19 protein-coding genes are annotated in these 17,124 nt (G+C 30.4%); 9 read left to right on the forward strand and 10 right to left on the reverse strand.

Annotated features, from left to right (window positions below; genetic code table 11):
* Nucleotide 1: 1 nt before the first annotated feature.
* Complete coding sequence (locus RR539_RS02505; RefSeq protein WP_332473108.1) at nt 2-1,381, reverse strand: TldD/PmbA family protein; 1,380 nt, start codon at nt 1,379-1,381, stop codon at nt 2-4.
* A gap of 219 nt (nt 1,382-1,600) precedes the next feature.
* On the opposite strand from RR539_RS02505, the gene RR539_RS02510 reads away from it, so the two are divergent.
* Nucleotides 1,601-2,149, forward strand: coding sequence for a cob(I)yrinic acid a,c-diamide adenosyltransferase (locus RR539_RS02510; protein ID WP_332473107.1), 549 nt, complete (start codon nt 1,601-1,603; stop codon nt 2,147-2,149).
* A gap of 38 nt (nt 2,150-2,187) precedes the next feature.
* On the opposite strand, the gene RR539_RS02515 is transcribed toward RR539_RS02510, so the two are convergent.
* The gene (locus RR539_RS02515; RefSeq protein WP_332473106.1) at nt 2,188-3,843 is read right to left on the reverse strand and encodes a nucleoside kinase; all 1,656 of its coding nucleotides are present in this window, start codon (nt 3,841-3,843) and stop codon (nt 2,188-2,190) included.
* 96 nt (nt 3,844-3,939) lie between these two features.
* Entirely contained in the window at nt 3,940-5,013 is a 1,074-nt protein-coding gene (locus RR539_RS02520; RefSeq protein ID WP_332473105.1) for an SMI1/KNR4 family protein, read from the reverse strand.
* 149 nt (nt 5,014-5,162) lie between these two features.
* Between RR539_RS02520 and RR539_RS02525 the strand changes: the two genes are divergently transcribed.
* From RR539_RS02525 to fba, 3 genes are all read left to right on the forward strand, one after another.
* Nucleotides 5,163-5,852, forward strand: coding sequence for a DUF421 domain-containing protein (locus RR539_RS02525; protein ID WP_332473104.1), 690 nt, complete (start codon nt 5,163-5,165; stop codon nt 5,850-5,852).
* Nucleotides 5,836-6,228 (forward strand): DUF4363 family protein, encoded by a 393-nt coding sequence (locus RR539_RS02530; RefSeq protein WP_332473103.1) that lies wholly within the window; start codon nt 5,836-5,838, stop codon nt 6,226-6,228. The genes RR539_RS02525 and RR539_RS02530 overlap by 17 nt, the downstream gene beginning before the upstream one ends.
* A gap of 98 nt (nt 6,229-6,326) precedes the next feature.
* Nucleotides 6,327-7,256 (forward strand): class II fructose-1,6-bisphosphate aldolase, encoded by a 930-nt coding sequence (gene fba / locus RR539_RS02535; RefSeq protein ID WP_332473102.1) that lies wholly within the window; start codon nt 6,327-6,329, stop codon nt 7,254-7,256.
* 42 nt (nt 7,257-7,298) lie between these two features.
* On the opposite strand, the gene RR539_RS02540 is transcribed toward fba, so the two are convergent.
* From RR539_RS02540 to RR539_RS02560, 5 genes are all read right to left on the reverse strand, one after another.
* On the reverse strand, nt 7,299-8,225 hold the full coding sequence (locus RR539_RS02540; protein ID WP_332473101.1) for a diguanylate cyclase: 927 nt from the start codon (nt 8,223-8,225) through the stop codon (nt 7,299-7,301).
* Nucleotides 8,226-8,251: 26 nt separating this feature from the next.
* Nucleotides 8,252-9,277: a nucleoid-associated protein gene (locus RR539_RS02545; RefSeq protein ID WP_332473100.1), complete on the reverse strand. Its 1,026-nt coding sequence runs from the start codon at nt 9,275-9,277 to the stop codon at nt 8,252-8,254.
* A 147-nt stretch (nt 9,278-9,424) separates the two neighbouring features.
* Nucleotides 9,425-9,928, reverse strand: a complete 504-nt coding sequence (locus RR539_RS02550) for a hypothetical protein (protein WP_332473099.1) — start codon at nt 9,926-9,928, stop codon at nt 9,425-9,427.
* 10 nt (nt 9,929-9,938) lie between these two features.
* Complete coding sequence (locus tag RR539_RS02555) at nt 9,939-10,550, reverse strand: J domain-containing protein (protein WP_332473098.1); 612 nt, start codon at nt 10,548-10,550, stop codon at nt 9,939-9,941.
* Nucleotides 10,519-11,388: a DUF5685 family protein gene (locus RR539_RS02560; RefSeq protein ID WP_332473097.1), complete on the reverse strand. Its 870-nt coding sequence runs from the start codon at nt 11,386-11,388 to the stop codon at nt 10,519-10,521. Before RR539_RS02560 ends, RR539_RS02555 begins: the two co-directional genes overlap by 32 nt.
* Before the next feature lie 122 nt (nt 11,389-11,510).
* Here RR539_RS02560 and RR539_RS02565 point away from each other — a divergent pair, with 122 nt between their 5' ends.
* Nucleotides 11,511-12,041 (forward strand): CYTH domain-containing protein, encoded by a 531-nt coding sequence (locus RR539_RS02565; protein ID WP_332473096.1) that lies wholly within the window; start codon nt 11,511-11,513, stop codon nt 12,039-12,041.
* Nucleotides 12,042-12,069: 28 nt separating this feature from the next.
* Here RR539_RS02565 and RR539_RS02570 read toward each other — a convergent pair whose 3' ends face one another.
* Both RR539_RS02570 and RR539_RS02575 read right to left on the reverse strand, forming a co-directional pair.
* Nucleotides 12,070-12,975, reverse strand: a complete 906-nt coding sequence (locus RR539_RS02570) for an AEC family transporter (RefSeq protein WP_332473095.1) — start codon at nt 12,973-12,975, stop codon at nt 12,070-12,072.
* 16 nt (nt 12,976-12,991) lie between these two features.
* A complete protein-coding gene (locus tag RR539_RS02575; RefSeq protein WP_332473094.1) occupies nt 12,992-13,669 on the reverse strand; it encodes a metallophosphoesterase in 678 nt (225 codons plus the stop codon).
* 79 nt (nt 13,670-13,748) lie between these two features.
* On the opposite strand from RR539_RS02575, the gene RR539_RS02580 reads away from it, so the two are divergent.
* The 4 genes from RR539_RS02580 to RR539_RS02595 all read left to right on the forward strand — a co-directional run.
* Nucleotides 13,749-15,533 carry a hypothetical protein gene (locus RR539_RS02580; protein ID WP_332483393.1) on the forward strand — a complete coding sequence of 595 codons (1,785 nt, stop codon included), beginning with the start codon at nt 13,749-13,751 and terminating at the stop codon, nt 15,531-15,533.
* Nucleotides 15,533-15,781 carry an EscU/YscU/HrcU family type III secretion system export apparatus switch protein gene (locus tag RR539_RS02585; protein ID WP_332473092.1) on the forward strand — a complete coding sequence of 83 codons (249 nt, stop codon included), beginning with the start codon at nt 15,533-15,535 and terminating at the stop codon, nt 15,779-15,781. Before RR539_RS02580 ends, RR539_RS02585 begins: the two co-directional genes overlap by 1 nt.
* Before the next feature lie 23 nt (nt 15,782-15,804).
* Entirely contained in the window at nt 15,805-16,503 is a 699-nt protein-coding gene (locus RR539_RS02590; RefSeq protein ID WP_332473091.1) for a DUF2225 domain-containing protein, read from the forward strand.
* 13 nt (nt 16,504-16,516) lie between these two features.
* Nucleotides 16,517-17,124, forward strand: a 608-nt coding sequence (locus RR539_RS02595; protein ID WP_332500177.1) for an RMD1 family protein, incomplete at its 3' end; no start/stop codon positions are given.

The raw sequence follows: 17,124 nt of genomic DNA on the forward strand, positions 1-17,124 counted from the left end.
TTTACTTACCTCCTCCAACTGTAATATTCTTAACTCTAATAGTTGGCTGACCAACATTTGCTGGTATGCTTCCACTTATTGAACCACACATACCTTGACCAAGGGATAGATTATTTCCAATCATATCTATGTTCATTAATACCTGTGACCCCTTGCCAATTAAAGTGGCTCCTCTAACTGGTCTATCTATAACACCATTTTTAATAAGGTATCCCTCTTGTACACTAAAATTAAATTCACCTGTAACTGGGTTAACAGAACCTCCACCCATGTACCTAGCGTATATTCCATTATCAGTTGCCTTAATAATCTCCTCATGTGTACTCTTACCTGGAGCTATAAATGTATTACTCATTCTAGAAGTTGGTGCATACTTATAGCTTTGACGTCTACTACTTCCTGTTGGAGCCATGCCCATACGTCTTCCATTAAGTTTATCAATCATATATCCCTTAAGAATACCATTTTCAATTAGTACATTACGCTTTGATGGTGTTCCCTCATCATCAATTGTATATGAACCCCATTCATTTGGAATAGACCCATCATCTATAGCCGTTAAAATAGGGGATGCTATTTTCTCACCTATCTTCCCTGCAAATACAGAGTGACCCTTAGCAACAGATGTAGCTTCTAGTGAATGACCACATGCTTCATGGAATATAACTCCACCAAATCCATTATCAATAACAACATCCATAGTACCTGATGGACACTTATCTGCATGTAGCATTGTTACTGCCATTCTTGAAGCTTCTCTTGCATACCATTCAATATCTATTTCATTAAAAAATTCAAACCCAGATGATTTTCCAGGTCCAAAGAATCCTGTTTGGTTCTCAGTTCCATCAGATGCTACTGATTGAATTGCAACCCTTGTTCTACATCTTCTATCACTTGTCATAAGCCCCTCAGAATTTGCTATATATACCCTCTTATCATTATCTGAATATCTAGACATAACCTGTACTATTTCAGGAGAATATTCCTTTGCTGCTGTATAGGCCATCTTAATAACATTAACCTTTTTACTTATGTTAACACTGTCTGGTGAATATATAATAGGGCTAATATTAGACTTGTTGTTTATAACAAGGTCCTGAATACTGCACCCCTTTCCCTCAATAGCGCTAGATGCATCCCTTGCACACTTTAAAAGACCTTCCCTTGATACGTTGTTAGTATGTACATATACGGATCTAAATCCAGAAAACACTCTAATACCTGCTCCATAAGTCTTCCCTGATAATACATCCTCTACCTTACCGTTAGATATTAATGCTGTATTAATATCTTCTTCTTCAATATATATCTCTGAAAAGTCTGCCCCTGTACTTAGAGCCTCCTTAAGAACTTCATGTGTTAATTCTTTACTAATCATATTACACCTCCATGATTATGTTATAGTTAAATTAATGTAAAGCATTAGAAAAATATTATGTTATTAATTATATTATTTTCTATTTTTCTAAAAAATACACTTACTAGTCAATATTTCTACTAATTTATTTTTATTATATATGTTGTAATAGTAATAGTCGACTATTTGATAAATTTAATATAATATATATCTTATTATTATTTAAAGGAGGATACCTTTATGTGGAAAGTATATACTAAAACAGGAGACAAGGGTTATACGTCTACTGCTTCCCATGAGAGAATACCTAAAAACAGCTATCTAATTAACCTTCAAGGTGGAGTTGATGAAATTAATTCACATGTAGGATATCTTAGAAGCTTAATATGTGAGGACCCTTATCTACTTAATGTGGATAATGAACTTCGTGAAATACAAAAAAATCTATTTTATCTTGGAAGTGAAATATCCTATAAGTTCTCTAAACCATCAATAAAAAGCCAAATGATAAATGACCTTGAGGAGGCTATTGATTTTTATCAATCAAAATGTCCTCCACTTAATAGTTTTGTATATTGTAGTGGCCACAAAACTTCTACCTACTCTCAAATAATTAGAAGTATTATTAGAAGAGCAGAAAGAGATTTTTTAAGTGCACTTGAAGAACAATCTGTTAATGAGTTGCCTGATAGCTATGTGTATGTTAATAGGCTATCTGACTACTTTTTCTCACTTTCAAGATATCTTAACCATTACCATAATGTTGAAGAAGAACCTATGGTATTTTAATCTAAGCACTAAAAGAGGTAGCATTCGCTACCTCTTTTTTAGTGTTCAAAACAACTTGAACCAATAAACTCTTTAATTATTGAATTAGGAGGTATATTATCCTCACTACATACTTTAAAATAAGATAACATATCTAATAATCGCTTAGCTTCTGTATAGCATAAACTTTCCGGTCCTATTTCACTTAGTAATGGTTCAGCGTATTTTCTTAATATACTCATTTCATATATTAATGTTGAGTTAAACATAGCATCTGCTTCCTCTTGATATGGAAATATATTTTTCCCTTCTCCACGTCTAACTGATGGCCACCCCTCAATAGTTGTTTTTGCATCTCGCCCTCTAGTTGCATGATCTCTTATCATTCTTCTAAGTAGTCTTACATCTGTTGTAGACATTCTATTATGATCATCAATATTAAGCTGTGTTAATGCACTAATATAGATTTTAAACTTATTATCCCTTGCTATAGACTCTGTAAGCCTTTCATTAAGTGCATGTATCCCCTCTATAATAATAAGTGTTTTCTCCTTCATTTTAAGCTTTTTAGGACCTATTAAACTTTTTCCGTTAACAAAATCAAATTTAGGCAGGTTAATTTCTCCCCCCTGAAGTAAAGTTGTTAAGTGCTCATTAAAAAGCTCCACATTTACAGCATTAATACTTTCAAAATCATAATTACCATCATCATCTCTAGGGGTCCTTTCCCTATCAACAAAATAATCGTCTACTGATATAGGACATGGATCAAACCCTAGTAGTCTTAGCTGAATCGAAAGCCTTTTAGAAAATGTTGTTTTACCTGAGGATGATGGTCCTGCAATAGCTACAATTTTAATTTTATCCTTATTTTCATATATTTTATCAGCAATTACTCCTATTTGCTTTTCATGTAATGCCTCTGAAACTAATATTAGATCATTAATTTCACCTGAGTCTACCTTATCATTTAAGGCACCTACATCATCAACATCTAAAATCCCTGCAATTTTCTTAGTTTCATGGAATATTTTTGCAAGCTTTGGAACATCCTTAAACTTTGGAAGTTCATAGTTTGAAGTTTCCTTAGGACTCATTAAAATAAATCCCTTACTATATGGAAGCAATTCAAATAACTTTAAATATCCACATGAAGGTAACATGCTACCGTAGAAATAATCATAAAAATCCTCACACTTATAAAGACTTATATATGGTAGGTCTAAATGTCTTAGGAGTCTTAGCTTATCCCTCATATTACTCTCAGTAAATATCTTTTCAGCCTCATGCTTTTTAACCCTAATTTTTTCAATTGCCATATCACTTTCTATAATACTTATCATCTTATCTTTAATAGCTTTTACAACTTCATCATTTATTTCACCAATGTTTTCTATTTCACCATATAATCCCTTGTTTAAAGTGTGCTTAATTACAATTCTTGCATTACTATAAAGCTCTTTAACAGACTTAATTAAAACAAATGATAATGTTCTTATATAGGTTTTTGCACCAAGTACACTGTTAAGCCCCATTGGCTTAATTGAAACATCACAATGTATTCTCTTTGAAAGATCTACTACTTCTACCCCATCAACAATTGCAACAAGCGGTTCTCTTATATCCTTTTTTGAACCTAGAATATTAATAATTCTCTCTCCTGATTCAAACGTTTTTATATCTCCACCGTGTATAAATGCCTTTTTTTCTCCCATAGAAAAACCACCTTTCAAGATGTATAAAAAATATCTCTAGTTCTATAATATGCAAAGGTATATTCTTTGTGTCCCATTTAATTTTTATATTAACTACTATTTTAAATACTTAATATCCTGCATAATAAGCTTTCTCAAATAGAATATTCCACCTTCATCACAACAGTTTAATGCTTCCTTTAAAATATCTTTAATAATTAGTATATCATCTGTACAATATATTGCATTAGCATATTCGTTAAGAGCCTTTTCATATTCTTCATTCTCTTTATACTTTTCAGCAACTTCAAGTCTTAATATTAGACTATAGGGATCCTTTCCCTTAACTATTGATTTTTCGAGATAGTTCTCTGAGGTTATTTTTCTACCATCAAGGTAATAAGACATATTCCTATGAACCTCAAGAGGTATACCAACATAATCCTCTTCCCAGTAACTATATCCTGTAAATATTAAGGATGACCTTATCCCCTTTAAAAACTCTTCCCTTGCAATAGCTAACCCCTTATCAAAATAATACTTACCAAGTATATAATAGGGTGCTGCATAGGATTTAAATTTGTCCTTAACTATATTTAGTATATCTATACCCTTTTCTTTTTCCATATCAAGATAATAATTTCCTAAAAAACATAAACTTTGAATAGCATAATGATCATAATCTACCATAAGCCTATGATAATCTACCTTATCCTCTATGGTTTTAACTTTTTCTATATCAAAACCATATTCATCACATAAGTATTCACATCTTTTTATACTTTCCTTATTTAGAATTATATTATCCTCAAGTGTTACCTCATTATTTTCAATAACAGTTGAAAAATAATCATCTAAACAACATCTATATAAAAATGATTCAAAACTACTACATAAAACTATAAAATTTCTACTTTCACTTAGCCAAATACCTATATAATAATCATCCTTGCCTTCTCCATATCTATAAAAGCAGTAGTAATCACCGTTTCCAACAACTCCAAAAGGTAAAAGTCTAAAATCCATTTTCCCATATTCACGAATTATATTGTTAACTATATTTTCACTACACTCAAAATTGCAGCTTCCAAAAAAGTTGTCACTACCAACCTTATTCATAAATTCTTTAAACTCACTTGGAAGAAAGTAACCATACTTCATTTCAAATTTCTCAAACTTTAATTTACTCATAAAGGTACTCCTTAAACATCATTAAATACAAAATCTCCTATTAATTTTATATTTGTTTAAATCAATTATATTCTTACTTGTTTATTATTAGGTTAAATTTTATTTATATTTTTTATCAAAATTGACACAATATATACGAGGTGAACTTTATGGTGATATTTTATAGAGCAGTTATTTTATATTTTTTCGTTGTTCTTGCAATGCGGATTATGGGCAAGAGGCAAATAGGCGAACTTCAACCCTATGAACTTGTTACAGCTATTATGTTATCAGAACTTGCTGCTGTTCCTATGCAGGACACTGGAATACCACTTCTTCATGGTATTATTCCTATAATTACCCTTATAATACTTGAAGTATTAACTTCTTACTTAACTTTAAAGTTTCAACCCTTTAGAAAAGTTATGTGTGGTGTACCAAGTATTATTATTAAGGACGGCAAAATTATCGAAAGTGAACTTCGTAAACAGCGCTTTAATTTAGATGATTTAATGGAAGAAATAAGGCTTAATGGATATAGTGATGTTGAGGATATTCAGTATGCGATTATGGAAACTAGCGGTAAAATCTCTTTAGTTCCTACATATTCAAAATCCCCTGTAACCCGTGGAGATTTATCCCTTGAAGGAAGTGACCCTTGTCTTCCTATAAGCTTAATTCTTGATGGTAGAGTTAATTATGCCAACCTTAAAATAGCCAACAAATCTGAACAGTGGTTATTTCAGCACCTAAAACAGCATAATATTTGTGATCCTAATGATGTTTTAGTTGCTTTAATAGATTCTAACCGCACTTTCTACATCCAAAAAAGGGGGGAAGAAAATGAAAAAAAATCTTAGGGTTATACTCTTACTTGTAGGAGCTACCCTTTTATTATTTTTAGGTTCTTACAGTATTAAATATTATCTTAACACAACCTCATCATCAATGCTTAAAAAAGTTGATTCAATAGAATATCACTTAGGAAATGGCAATATAGAAATAGCTATTCGTGAGTCTAATTCTCTCAAATTACAATGGGATAATATAGAGGATAAATGGTCTTTATTTACGAATCATCATGAAATAGATAATATAACGACATCACTTAAAAACACTATTGCATTTATAGAGTTTAAAGATGTTCCAAACTCTATGGCAAATCTTGAAGCCCTACGCCACTATATTGAGCATATACCACTTATGGAGGAGGTAAGCCTTCGAAATATCCTATAGTGAACACATTGAATGTATTGAATTTTAAATTATATATGATAAAATAATTATAACAAATAGATAAATGTGTTACACTATTTATAAGGAGGACTATAATTATGCCACTTATTACATCAACTGAAATTTTCAAAAAAGCATATGAAGGTGGTTATGCCGTAGGTGCTTTTAACGTTAACAATATGGAAATTATCCAGGGTATTGTTGAGGCCGCAAAGGAAGAAAAATCACCTATTATACTTCAAGTATCAGCAGGTGCTAGAAAGTATGCTAACCCAATATACCTTAGAAAGCTTGTAGAAGCTGCTATTGAAGATTCAGACCTACCAATATGTCTACACTTAGACCATGGTGAAGATTTTGAGATTTGTAAGGCTTGTATAGATGCTGGTTTTACATCTGTTATGATAGATGGTTCAAAGCACTCATTTGAAGAGAATATTAGACTAACTAAGGAAGTTGTTGAATATGCTCATGCAAGAGGAGTTGTTGTTGAAGCTGAACTTGGAAGATTAGCTGGTGTTGAGGATGCTGTTAATGTATCTGCTAAAGATGCTACTTACACAGACCCAGACCAAGCTGTTGAATTTGTTGAAAGAACTGGAGTTGATTCACTAGCTATAGCTATTGGAACAAGCCATGGAGCATATAAATTTACAGGAGATCCTAGTCTTGACTTTAAACGTCTTGAAGAAATCTCAGCTAAGCTAAATGGATTCCCACTTGTACTTCATGGTGCATCAACTGTTATGCCTGAATATGTTGCTAAGTGTAATGAGTTTGGTGGAAAGCTTCCAGGAGCTCAAGGAGTACCAGAGGATATGCTACGTAGAGCTGCATCAATGGGCGTTTGTAAAATCAACATTGATACAGACCTAAGGCTAGCTATGACTGCTACTATTCGTGAACAATTAATTAAGAATCCAGCTGAGTTTGACCCTAGAAAATACCTAGGACCAGCAAGGGATGCTATTAAGAAAATTGTTGCCCACAAAATTAAAAACGTACTTGGTTCAAGTAATACATTATAAAAAAAGCACCGCTAAGCGGTGCTTTTTTATTAATAGCCAAATTTAGCATTTATACATTGTTACCTTATTTTTCCCTGATCTTTTAGAAACATAAAGCATAGTGTCTGCGTTTTTAATAGACTTTTCAAAATCATTAATAAGATTACTCTTATCAATTTCCTCCATACATACACCAAGACTTATGGTAACCTTAAATCCACATGGGCAGCTTATCTCAAATTGCTGTCTTATGCTTTCTGCAATCTCCTGTGCTATTAGTGGGTTCTTATCGATTATAATAAGAAATTCTTCTCCACCAAATCTTACAACAACACCTCTATCCTTAACCTCTGCCTTACAAGTATTAGATAAACTTTTAAGAACAACATCACCTATTAGATGCCCATAGGTATCGTTTACTGATTTAAAATTGTCAATATCAATCATTATTGTTGCAAGACTAATCTTTTTATCATTAATTTCACTTGAAATATGTTTAATATACTCAGGTATAAATGCTCTATTATGAGCTCCTGTTAACATATCTGTAATAGCAAGCTGCTTTATAAGCTTATTTGCCTCTTCAAGTTCCTTATTTTTCTCAATTAGCTGTTTTTGAAGTCTTGCAGTTCTAAGTTGCACATTTATTCTAGCAATAAACTCTTGATTATTATGGGGTTTTTTTATATAGTCATCTGCCCCTGAGTTTAATGCCTTAATTACACACTCTTCATTTTCCATTGAGGTTAACATTATAATAGGAATGATTCGTTTTGAAGCCTTAATTTTCTTGCATAGTTCATATCCATCTATTCCTGGTAAAACCACATCTAAAACTACTATATCGTAATTCTCATAAAGATTATTCTCTAATGCTTCTTCTCCTGTAAGTACCCATTTGGTTGTAAAACCATTTTTCTCTAGAAGATCCCTTGTAATACTACCCTGGAACCTACAATCTTCTATTAGGATTACTTTCTCATCATTCATACTATATACCCCCAAAGCGTTAAATCCTATTGCTTTTCAAAATAATTTCTAACTTGCCTTATAATTATGTCTATAGTACCATCGCCATTTTTTTTAATCTGGAACCTATTAATATCATTATAGGCCTCAGAGTTAATATATATTTCCATATCCTTATCAATTTTTAATTTTTTACGCTTTAGCTTTTTTTCAACCCACTCTCTGTCTACTTCTATTTTCTCCTTATTAATACCGGAATCCTTTATAGTTTCAACAAAATTTTGGGCTAATTCCTCATCAGGTATTATTGTTGTTGCAACTTCCTTAATATCTATAACATCATTATTCTTAAGAACACTTGTAATTTCTCTTCTAAATTCTTCAGCTTTCCCAGCATCTTCCTTAAGATTTTCCCTAACCCACTTTTCTGTATTTACAGCAAAGGTTTTAGTATGATCTCTTTTATCATCAACAAGTGAACACTTCATAATTTCATCACTAAATGTATTAAGGGTTTTTGCATCCTTTTCCTGTCTAGTTGGTCTATTTACAATTAATGCTTCATACTCATCTTCAAAATTAATTAGAGCGCATTTTTGTAGTTTTTGCATAGTATCTGGAAGACCAATAAATTGTGGCTTAATATCAATTATCATTTCGTCTTCAACATAATCAATTGAGTGTATATATGTTTTGTTGTAAATCATTTTCATTATTGCAAGCATTCTTCCATACTCACAGTTAAATTTTACAATAATTAAATCTCCTGATGGTATAAGACCATTTGCCTTTGTTTGATTAAATACAACCTTTGCTATTTCCTTAGATACATCTATAAATGCATCTGATTCATAAATGCCGCGTCTACACATTTCTTTAATATTGTTTTCTCCGTTGAAAACAGCGTATTTTGCCTCTTCATCAGAAGAAGCCTTCGCAATATGTTTACCTATAAATTCTAAGGTGTCTTCGTTAAGATATAATTCCCTTGAATTTAGTATAGGTTCCTCCATTGTACTATCTATTATATGTATAATTGCTTTCTCAATTGTTATATCTTTTATATTTCTCATGTATTTCCCCTTATTTACTTTAAAATTAGGTCTAATAAACATTATAAAATTAATAACAAATCTATTCAATATATTTGACATAAAATGTTATAATATCTAATTTTATCTTATTTTTCATAAAAAACTAGAGAGCATAAGCTCTCTATATTAAATCTTTTTTAAAACCCTATCTTCCATAAACATAATAAACTTTGTAAATGCAAAATCGAATATAAATATTAGAATTTGAAGCACTAATATAAATCCTATTATAAAATATGTGTTTTCGAATAATGGTCCAAGATAAATAATATTACTGTATATGAAATAAGCTATTAAAGTTAATAAATTAAGTGAAATATACTTAATTATATATTCAGTTAATGTTTTATATCTTTCTGATACTAGCTTAATTAATGGATAAATCCCATATAATATATAAATACCTACAAACAACTTATTTGGAACTAATAAAAAACCTAGTATACTTGATGCTAAGTATACTACCACTCCAGTTTTTATTCCTCCCTTTATATAGGAGACTCCACCAAGAGCTATTGATATACCCATAAGAAAAATCTTATTAGTTGGTATTAACGACCCTATATACAAAAACATAATAATTAATGCACATATTATTCCACCTAAAACAAGGCTAGGAGCTTTTTTCATTCTATCCCCCCTAACAGCAGGAAATTATATCCCCGCCACAACATTCACAACAGCTATCTGCACAGCATAAACATGTACATGTATCACAACATCCCATTGAACTTGAAGCTGTTCTTTTGTATTGATTGTTAGAATACTGATTATTAACCTGTCTTAAATTATTTAGTGCATTTTGGTATTCATGGGAACCTGGTTCCATATTACAAGCAGTGCTTATATCCTCATAAGCCTTTGAATACCATCCCTTTTTCATATTAATAACCCCTCTTAAGTAAAACCACTCTGCATTTCTAGTTGAAATAGAGTTAAGCTCTGATTCTGCTGATAATAAATTATTAGCATTAATAAGCTGTCTAACCCTTTGGAATACAAATCCTCCACTTGAAGAATTTGCATATGAACCTTGGTTTGAACTTGAGTTATTATATGTAGATGATCCATTCTTGCTTAGAGAATCATATGCCTCATTAATCTCTCTCATTCTTTCCTGTGCAAGGTCCTTTAGTTCATTGTTAGTATGTCTATCTGGGTGATACTTTTTTACAAGATCCCTATAGGCTTTTTTAATTTCTTCTTGGCTAGCCCCTGGCTTAAGCCCTAATACTTCGTATGGATTTTTCACTACAACAGCCTCCCCTTAAAACCTTGGTTGTTTGAATATCTAGTCCAAGGTAGATTATGTTATTAATTATTTCATTGTTTTTCTTTATATCTAAAAGTTCTATTGCATTAGATGCTTCACTTAAGCACCTTATAAGAGTAAATTCAACGTTATCCCTTATTCTACCCTTAAAATCAGAAATAGACTCTTTAAAATCATAGTTAAACCTATAAAATAGTGGGTTAAATCCCTTATCCTTGGCATCCTTATCAATATCATCAAATGCGTCAAGAATATATATCCATTTACCTATATTATATCCAAGAACCCTTAAAGGTGGTGAATCCCCATAAATATCAAAAATATTTTCACATATCTTTGCAAAATCATGGCTTATTTCATCAAGTTCAGGTGTTTTGCATTTTTCAAGTCTATGTGTATTACTTAAATAATCATCAATATGTTTTATTTTTTCCTTTGATTCTTTACATAGATTATTTGTATTAATTAGCTTAGAAAGCGCTAAAGATAGATAACTTTTGTCATCCTTATAATTATCAATAAGTTTTCTGTTGCTAAGAATTATATTCATATCCGCAGCATACTGTATAAACCTATTACTATTAACCATATTTACCCTATTAAACTTATAGGGGCAAAATTTCTTAAAAGTTCCATCAGCATCTAAATGAATAGATGATAAAAGTAATGCAAGGAATGTCATATCGTATGTTAAAGTGACCTTTGATATATATGACTTCTTACCTATTTCGTTACATAAACTACAATAGTAAGATCTAAACACTTCAAATTCTCTTATTTTCATTTCATCCTTAAGTGGCTTAATGTATCCAAACATTTTGTCTTCATCCCTTCTCTTTAACCTTTATTTTACCCTATGAAGCTATTAATATCTACTTATTCTTTATTTTTTTTAGTATTATGTTTATAATATTTTAAAGAAAATATAAGGAGAATACTATGAAAGAAATAGAAGTTAAAATTATTGGAGTTAACTGTGAAGACATTAAAAACAAGGTTATATCCCTTGGAGGAGTTCAAACTAAACATGAATTTCAAGAAAATCATATATTTTCTCTTCCAAAACACCTAAATTCAAATGGATATATAAGAATAAGAGTTATTAAAGATTATCTACATAATCGTAATAGTGTACTACTATGTATAAAGAAAATACTATCTCAAGATGAAGTTAGAATAGTTGACGAAAATGAGTTTGAGGTTTCAAGCTTTAATGAAGCTAATGGCTTTCTCTCTGCTCTTAATATTGAATTTATTGCACAAGAAAACAAAGAGAGAGTTAGCTATAAACTTAATAATAGCTTAATTGAATTTGAAAAGTGGGATGAAAGTGTATTTCCTATTCCCTATGTTGAGGTTGAATCTCCCTCAGTTAACGAACTAAATAATATTTTAGATATATTATCAATTGATAAGTCTTATGTAACATCAAAGGGGCTTATTGAAATCAAAAAAGAAATGGGTATTTAAAAAGGCTGATAATCTCAGCCTTTTTCTTTTAAAATAATAAAATTATAAGTGGAATTGTAAATGCCGACAAAATTGTTGTAATAACAGTTGCCTTAGATGCATACTGTACATCCCCATTATAAATCTGGGCAAAAGTAACCGTGTTAGCCGCAGCTGGCATAGCACATACAAGTACTGGTATTCCAAGAAGCATTGATGTAAATCCAAGCATCTTTAATATAAAAAACACCGTAACTGGTATAGCAATCAGTCTTATAAATGAGGCGTAATAAAGAGTTAAATCACTAAAAACCTCTCTAAACTTAACTGTACATAGACTTACCCCTACAATTATCATTGATAAAGGTGAGGTCATAGACCCTATTAAACTTATGGTTTCCCCAATTGCAAATGGTAGCTTAATTGAGAAAATAAACAGTATCATTCCAATAGTTACTGATATAATTCCTGGGTTAATAATAGCCTTTTTAAAGTCTCTTCCATCTTTGCCCTTAAAAATCATAACTCCTACTGTCCATGCAAATACATTAAATCCAACGTTATAAATAGCAGTGTAGAAAATACCTTCACTTCCAAATACACTTCCTACAACGGGAAACCCTATAAATCCACAGTTTGAGAAAATAGTTATAAATCTTAATACCTTCTGTATGTTTGGGCTGTTTTTTCTATATAATACAAAACTAATAACTGTTAATGCTAGGTGTATTACCATTGATATTATTAAAAGTGTTACACCTGTATGGAACATCTCCTTTGAAAATTCAAATGAAAAAGATGATACTATCATAAATGGCAATGTTATATTAATTAGTATTTTAGATAGTCCATAATTAACCTCTTGTGTTATTATAGACTTCTTTCCCGCTACAAACCCTACTGCCATTACTAAGAATAGTATAAGGATTTGATTTAGTATGTTTGAGTATTCCATAGTATTGCCCCCAAAATTATTTAATTAATACCGGATCAAAATTAATTATATCTGCTGATGTACAAATATACTCAACAGAGTTATATATTCCATTAAAGCAAATATTTTTAGCTGAGCTATGTATATGACCATAAATAACCTTTTCAATATTATATTTTTCAAGTATTTCTAAAAACTCTCTACACTTTGTGTATTTTGTAATCGGCGGATAATGCATCATAACTATAATCTTATTAAAGCCTTTTTTAAGAGCGCTTTGAATAGACATCTCTAATCTAAGTAGCTCTCTTTTATAAACTGTTTCATTGTGCTCCTCTCCATCAAGTGCAATCCACCCTCTAGTTCCACATATAGCATAGTCATTCCATATATAATGTGTGTTTTGAATGAAGAATATATCATCATAAAGATTATTTAGCTTTGAAATTGAAGACCACCAGTAGTCATGGTTTCCCTTTATTATTACCTTTTTACCAGGTAGCTTATGAATAAACTCTAAATCTTTTAAGGCTTCATCAAGCTTCATACCCCAGGATATATCCCCTGCTATAAGTACAGTATCTTCTGGCTTTACTTTTTCTAACCAGTTTTTTTCTATTTTTTCGTAGTGTTCGCTCCATATATCTCCAAATACTCCCATAGGCTTATTACTGTCAAATGAAAGATGAAGATCTGATATTGCGTATATATTCAAGTACATCACTTCCTAATTCTATTATACTACTCTATTTATTTTATAATATTTTAGGCGATAATTTAATAGGTGATTTATTATGTATGTAAAAAATATTAGTCAAATTCTTAATTTAAAAGGTGAACCTAGGGTAAATCTTAACAAAGATTCCTTTGTTTCTGGTAAAATTCTCACTTTATCCCAGGGAAAGGGAGTTGTTCAACTTAACAATGGAACAATGCTACCCTCTGTGTTTATTATGGATGAAAATCTCCAAGAAAACAAAAATTATAGGTTTCAAGTAAAGGATTACTCTGAGGACAAAATAGTTCTTAAAGTTATACCAAACAATGAAGTAAAAGAATCCACTCCAACTGATATTAGTAAAATAGTAGAGAAACTAAATCTACCAAAGGATGTTGGACAAGATATTATCTCAAAACTTATAAAATTTAGTGTGCCTGCTAAGGATGAAAATATACTTAATATATTTAATAACTATAATTTTATTAAGGAAGTTAGGACTCTTTCTAATCAAGATCTTTTAAATTTACTTAACAATTTAAGTTCCAGTAATTTTACTGAAAATAGTAAAGAATTTATTGCATTTAAAAACATGTTAAGTGTGTTTAATAATATTGACCTTGATTTTTTATCACTACTTGAACAGAATAATATTCCTGCTACCCTTGATAATATTAACAAAATGAAAGACTTTATAGATAAACCATTAACTATAAATAATTTTATTAATGATGTATCAAATAGTAATCTTACAAAGTCACTAACAAGTGGCTTAGATGCTACATCCTTAGAAACACTATCAGCAAAACACAATATACCTTTATATAGCCTAAAAGCTATCTTAAGCTATATAGATGATAATAACGTTGATTTGTATAATATGTCTCCTAAAAATGCTGGAGATATTAAATCACTTATAGGGCAAAGTGATAACTTAAAAATATTTAATGTCTTAATGTCTTCCCTTAAAAACATTAATTTATTAATAAATCTTAATAGTAAAGATGAAAGCACCATGGATACTTTAATAAAATCTCTAAGTAATAATTTAGGTATAACACCTGAAAAATCTTCACTAATTAATGTTAGTATTGCACTTAAGGAAAATCCTACTCTAACTAATATGCTTTTAAATAGTGATATTTCTAATAAAGATTTATTAAATTTAACACAGAAAATTATGAAAAATCCAATGCTTACAGAGTTTTCAGATGAATTCACTATTCTAAAAGAAGTTAATAAGGGAGCCTTACAAGATATTTTATCAGTTAAATATACTAGAACTGATAAACTTGAAAATCTAATTATAAAGTCATTAACAGGCTTTATTGGTTCTAAAGAACCTATAAGTGGAAATGTACAAAATCTTTCAAATGCTATTAATATTTTAAAGGATAATCCAGATATAATGTCTAAATTATCACATGGAAGTTTCCTTCCTTTAAGTGAAAATCTAGACATTAATAAAATGTTATCTTTAAATTATACCATGCTTAATTTTAATTTTTTAGATAAACAAAATCTATATAAAAATAATATTATAATCAAAAATAAACATTCAGCAAAATATATAGATATAAATGATGTAAAACTATACATCTCCGTAGAATCAACAAACCTTGGACTTATTGAGGGTTATGTTTCTAAAAAATTTAACGATATTTCTATTAATTTAAAAGCTAATGATAATGCAATTAAACCTATAAAAAATAAGCTATTTAGGCTTGAAAATAAGCTAAAAGATATGGGATATACAATAATTAATATTTCAATTGACCCTTCTAAAGAGAGTTCAGATATACTTAGCCTTTCTAGCTTTTTTAGTGATAGAACCTATACAGATTTGGATGTGAAGGCTTAATGAGAAAAAAAGCAGCAGCAATAAAATACGAAAAAGGTCTTTCTGCTCCTGTAGTAACTGCTATGGGCTTTGGAGAGGTTGCTAAAAAAATAATAGATGTGGCTAATGAATCTAATATTCCTATTGTTGAAAATAGTGATATTGTAGATAATCTTGACCAGGATTCTATTGGAGAAAATATCCCAAGTGAACTTTATGAAATTGTAGCTGAAATCTTAGCTTATATTTACAGTATAGAAAATGACTAAAAAATTATAGGAAGGTGAATTAAATGTCCCCTCAAAATAAACCTGACGTAAATTTTGAAGACTATATTTACAATAAAACTTACACTTGTCCATGCTGTGAAAATCAGTTTAAGTCAAGAACAGTAAGAAACGGTAAATTAAAAATAGTATCTAAGGATAGCGATCTTTTTCAAAGATGTGAACCATTTAATCCCATTATTTATGACGTAGTTATATGTAATAAATGTGGTTATGCGGCAATGGGTAAAATATTTGAGAAAAAACTTCACAAGGATGAAATTATAGCAATAGCTACTAAAATTACCCCTTCATATAAACACAGGGAGTATCCTAGTATCTATGATATAAATATAGGTATAGATAGATTAAAGCTTTCCCTAATAAGCTCTATGACCAAGGGTGCAAAGGCAAGCGAAGTAGGCTATACCTGTATAAAAATAGCTTGGCTATATAGACTCCTTGATGATAATGAAAGTGAAAATATTTTCATAGAAAATGCTTATAATAAACTTAACGAAGCCTATAGTAAAGAAAACCCACCTATACTTGGAATGGATTACAATACTATAGTATACTTAGTAGCAGAACTAGCTCGAAAAACAGGGCGCCACTCAGAGGCATTAAAGTTATTTGGAATTATAATAACCAGCCCCTCTACTCCTAGTAGAATTAAGGAAATAGCTAAGGAGCAGCGTCACTTAATTACTGATACTGTAGAGTAAAAGGAGATTTGTTATGAATAAGTATTCACTTAAAGCATCATTTGTGGCAAAGGAAATATCCTTGCCACTTATATCCTATGATTTTAATATTAATAAGAAATTCAAATGGGAAGAGCCATTAGTGCTAGAACCACAAATGCTAACTGACATACTAGATAATGTTGAAAATAAAAGAGCTTACATATTCCACTTTGGAAGTATTGTAACATTTAATATGACAGAGGATGAAATGGCAAAGCTTATTAAATACCTTAATAGGCTAGATAAAAGTATTATAACTAACAGTGTGTATTCTGAAGACTTTGAGGTTATTATTGATCCCTCAACTAATATGAGCCTTGCTTATAACTCACTAGTAACTAATAATCTACTTGATTTTCATCTATCAATACTTGCAACAGTACTTGGTAAGTCTATTGCACTTGAAAAAATTGAAAATGATATTGATGTACTAACAGATGATATTGAGCAATTAATTGAACTTTTAGATAGAGGTAGCTTATCACTTAAAGATGAAAAGTTATCAAAAATTTCTGCTAAGGTACTTCGTAATAAATACCATACTATATCCTATATTACTCTATTTGAAAAACCGGATATAGCCTGGGAAAACGAAGATGC

This window comes from Clostridium sp., assembly GCF_036639235.1.
GTDB lineage: Bacteria > Bacillota > Clostridia > Clostridiales > Caloramatoraceae > Clostridium_AB.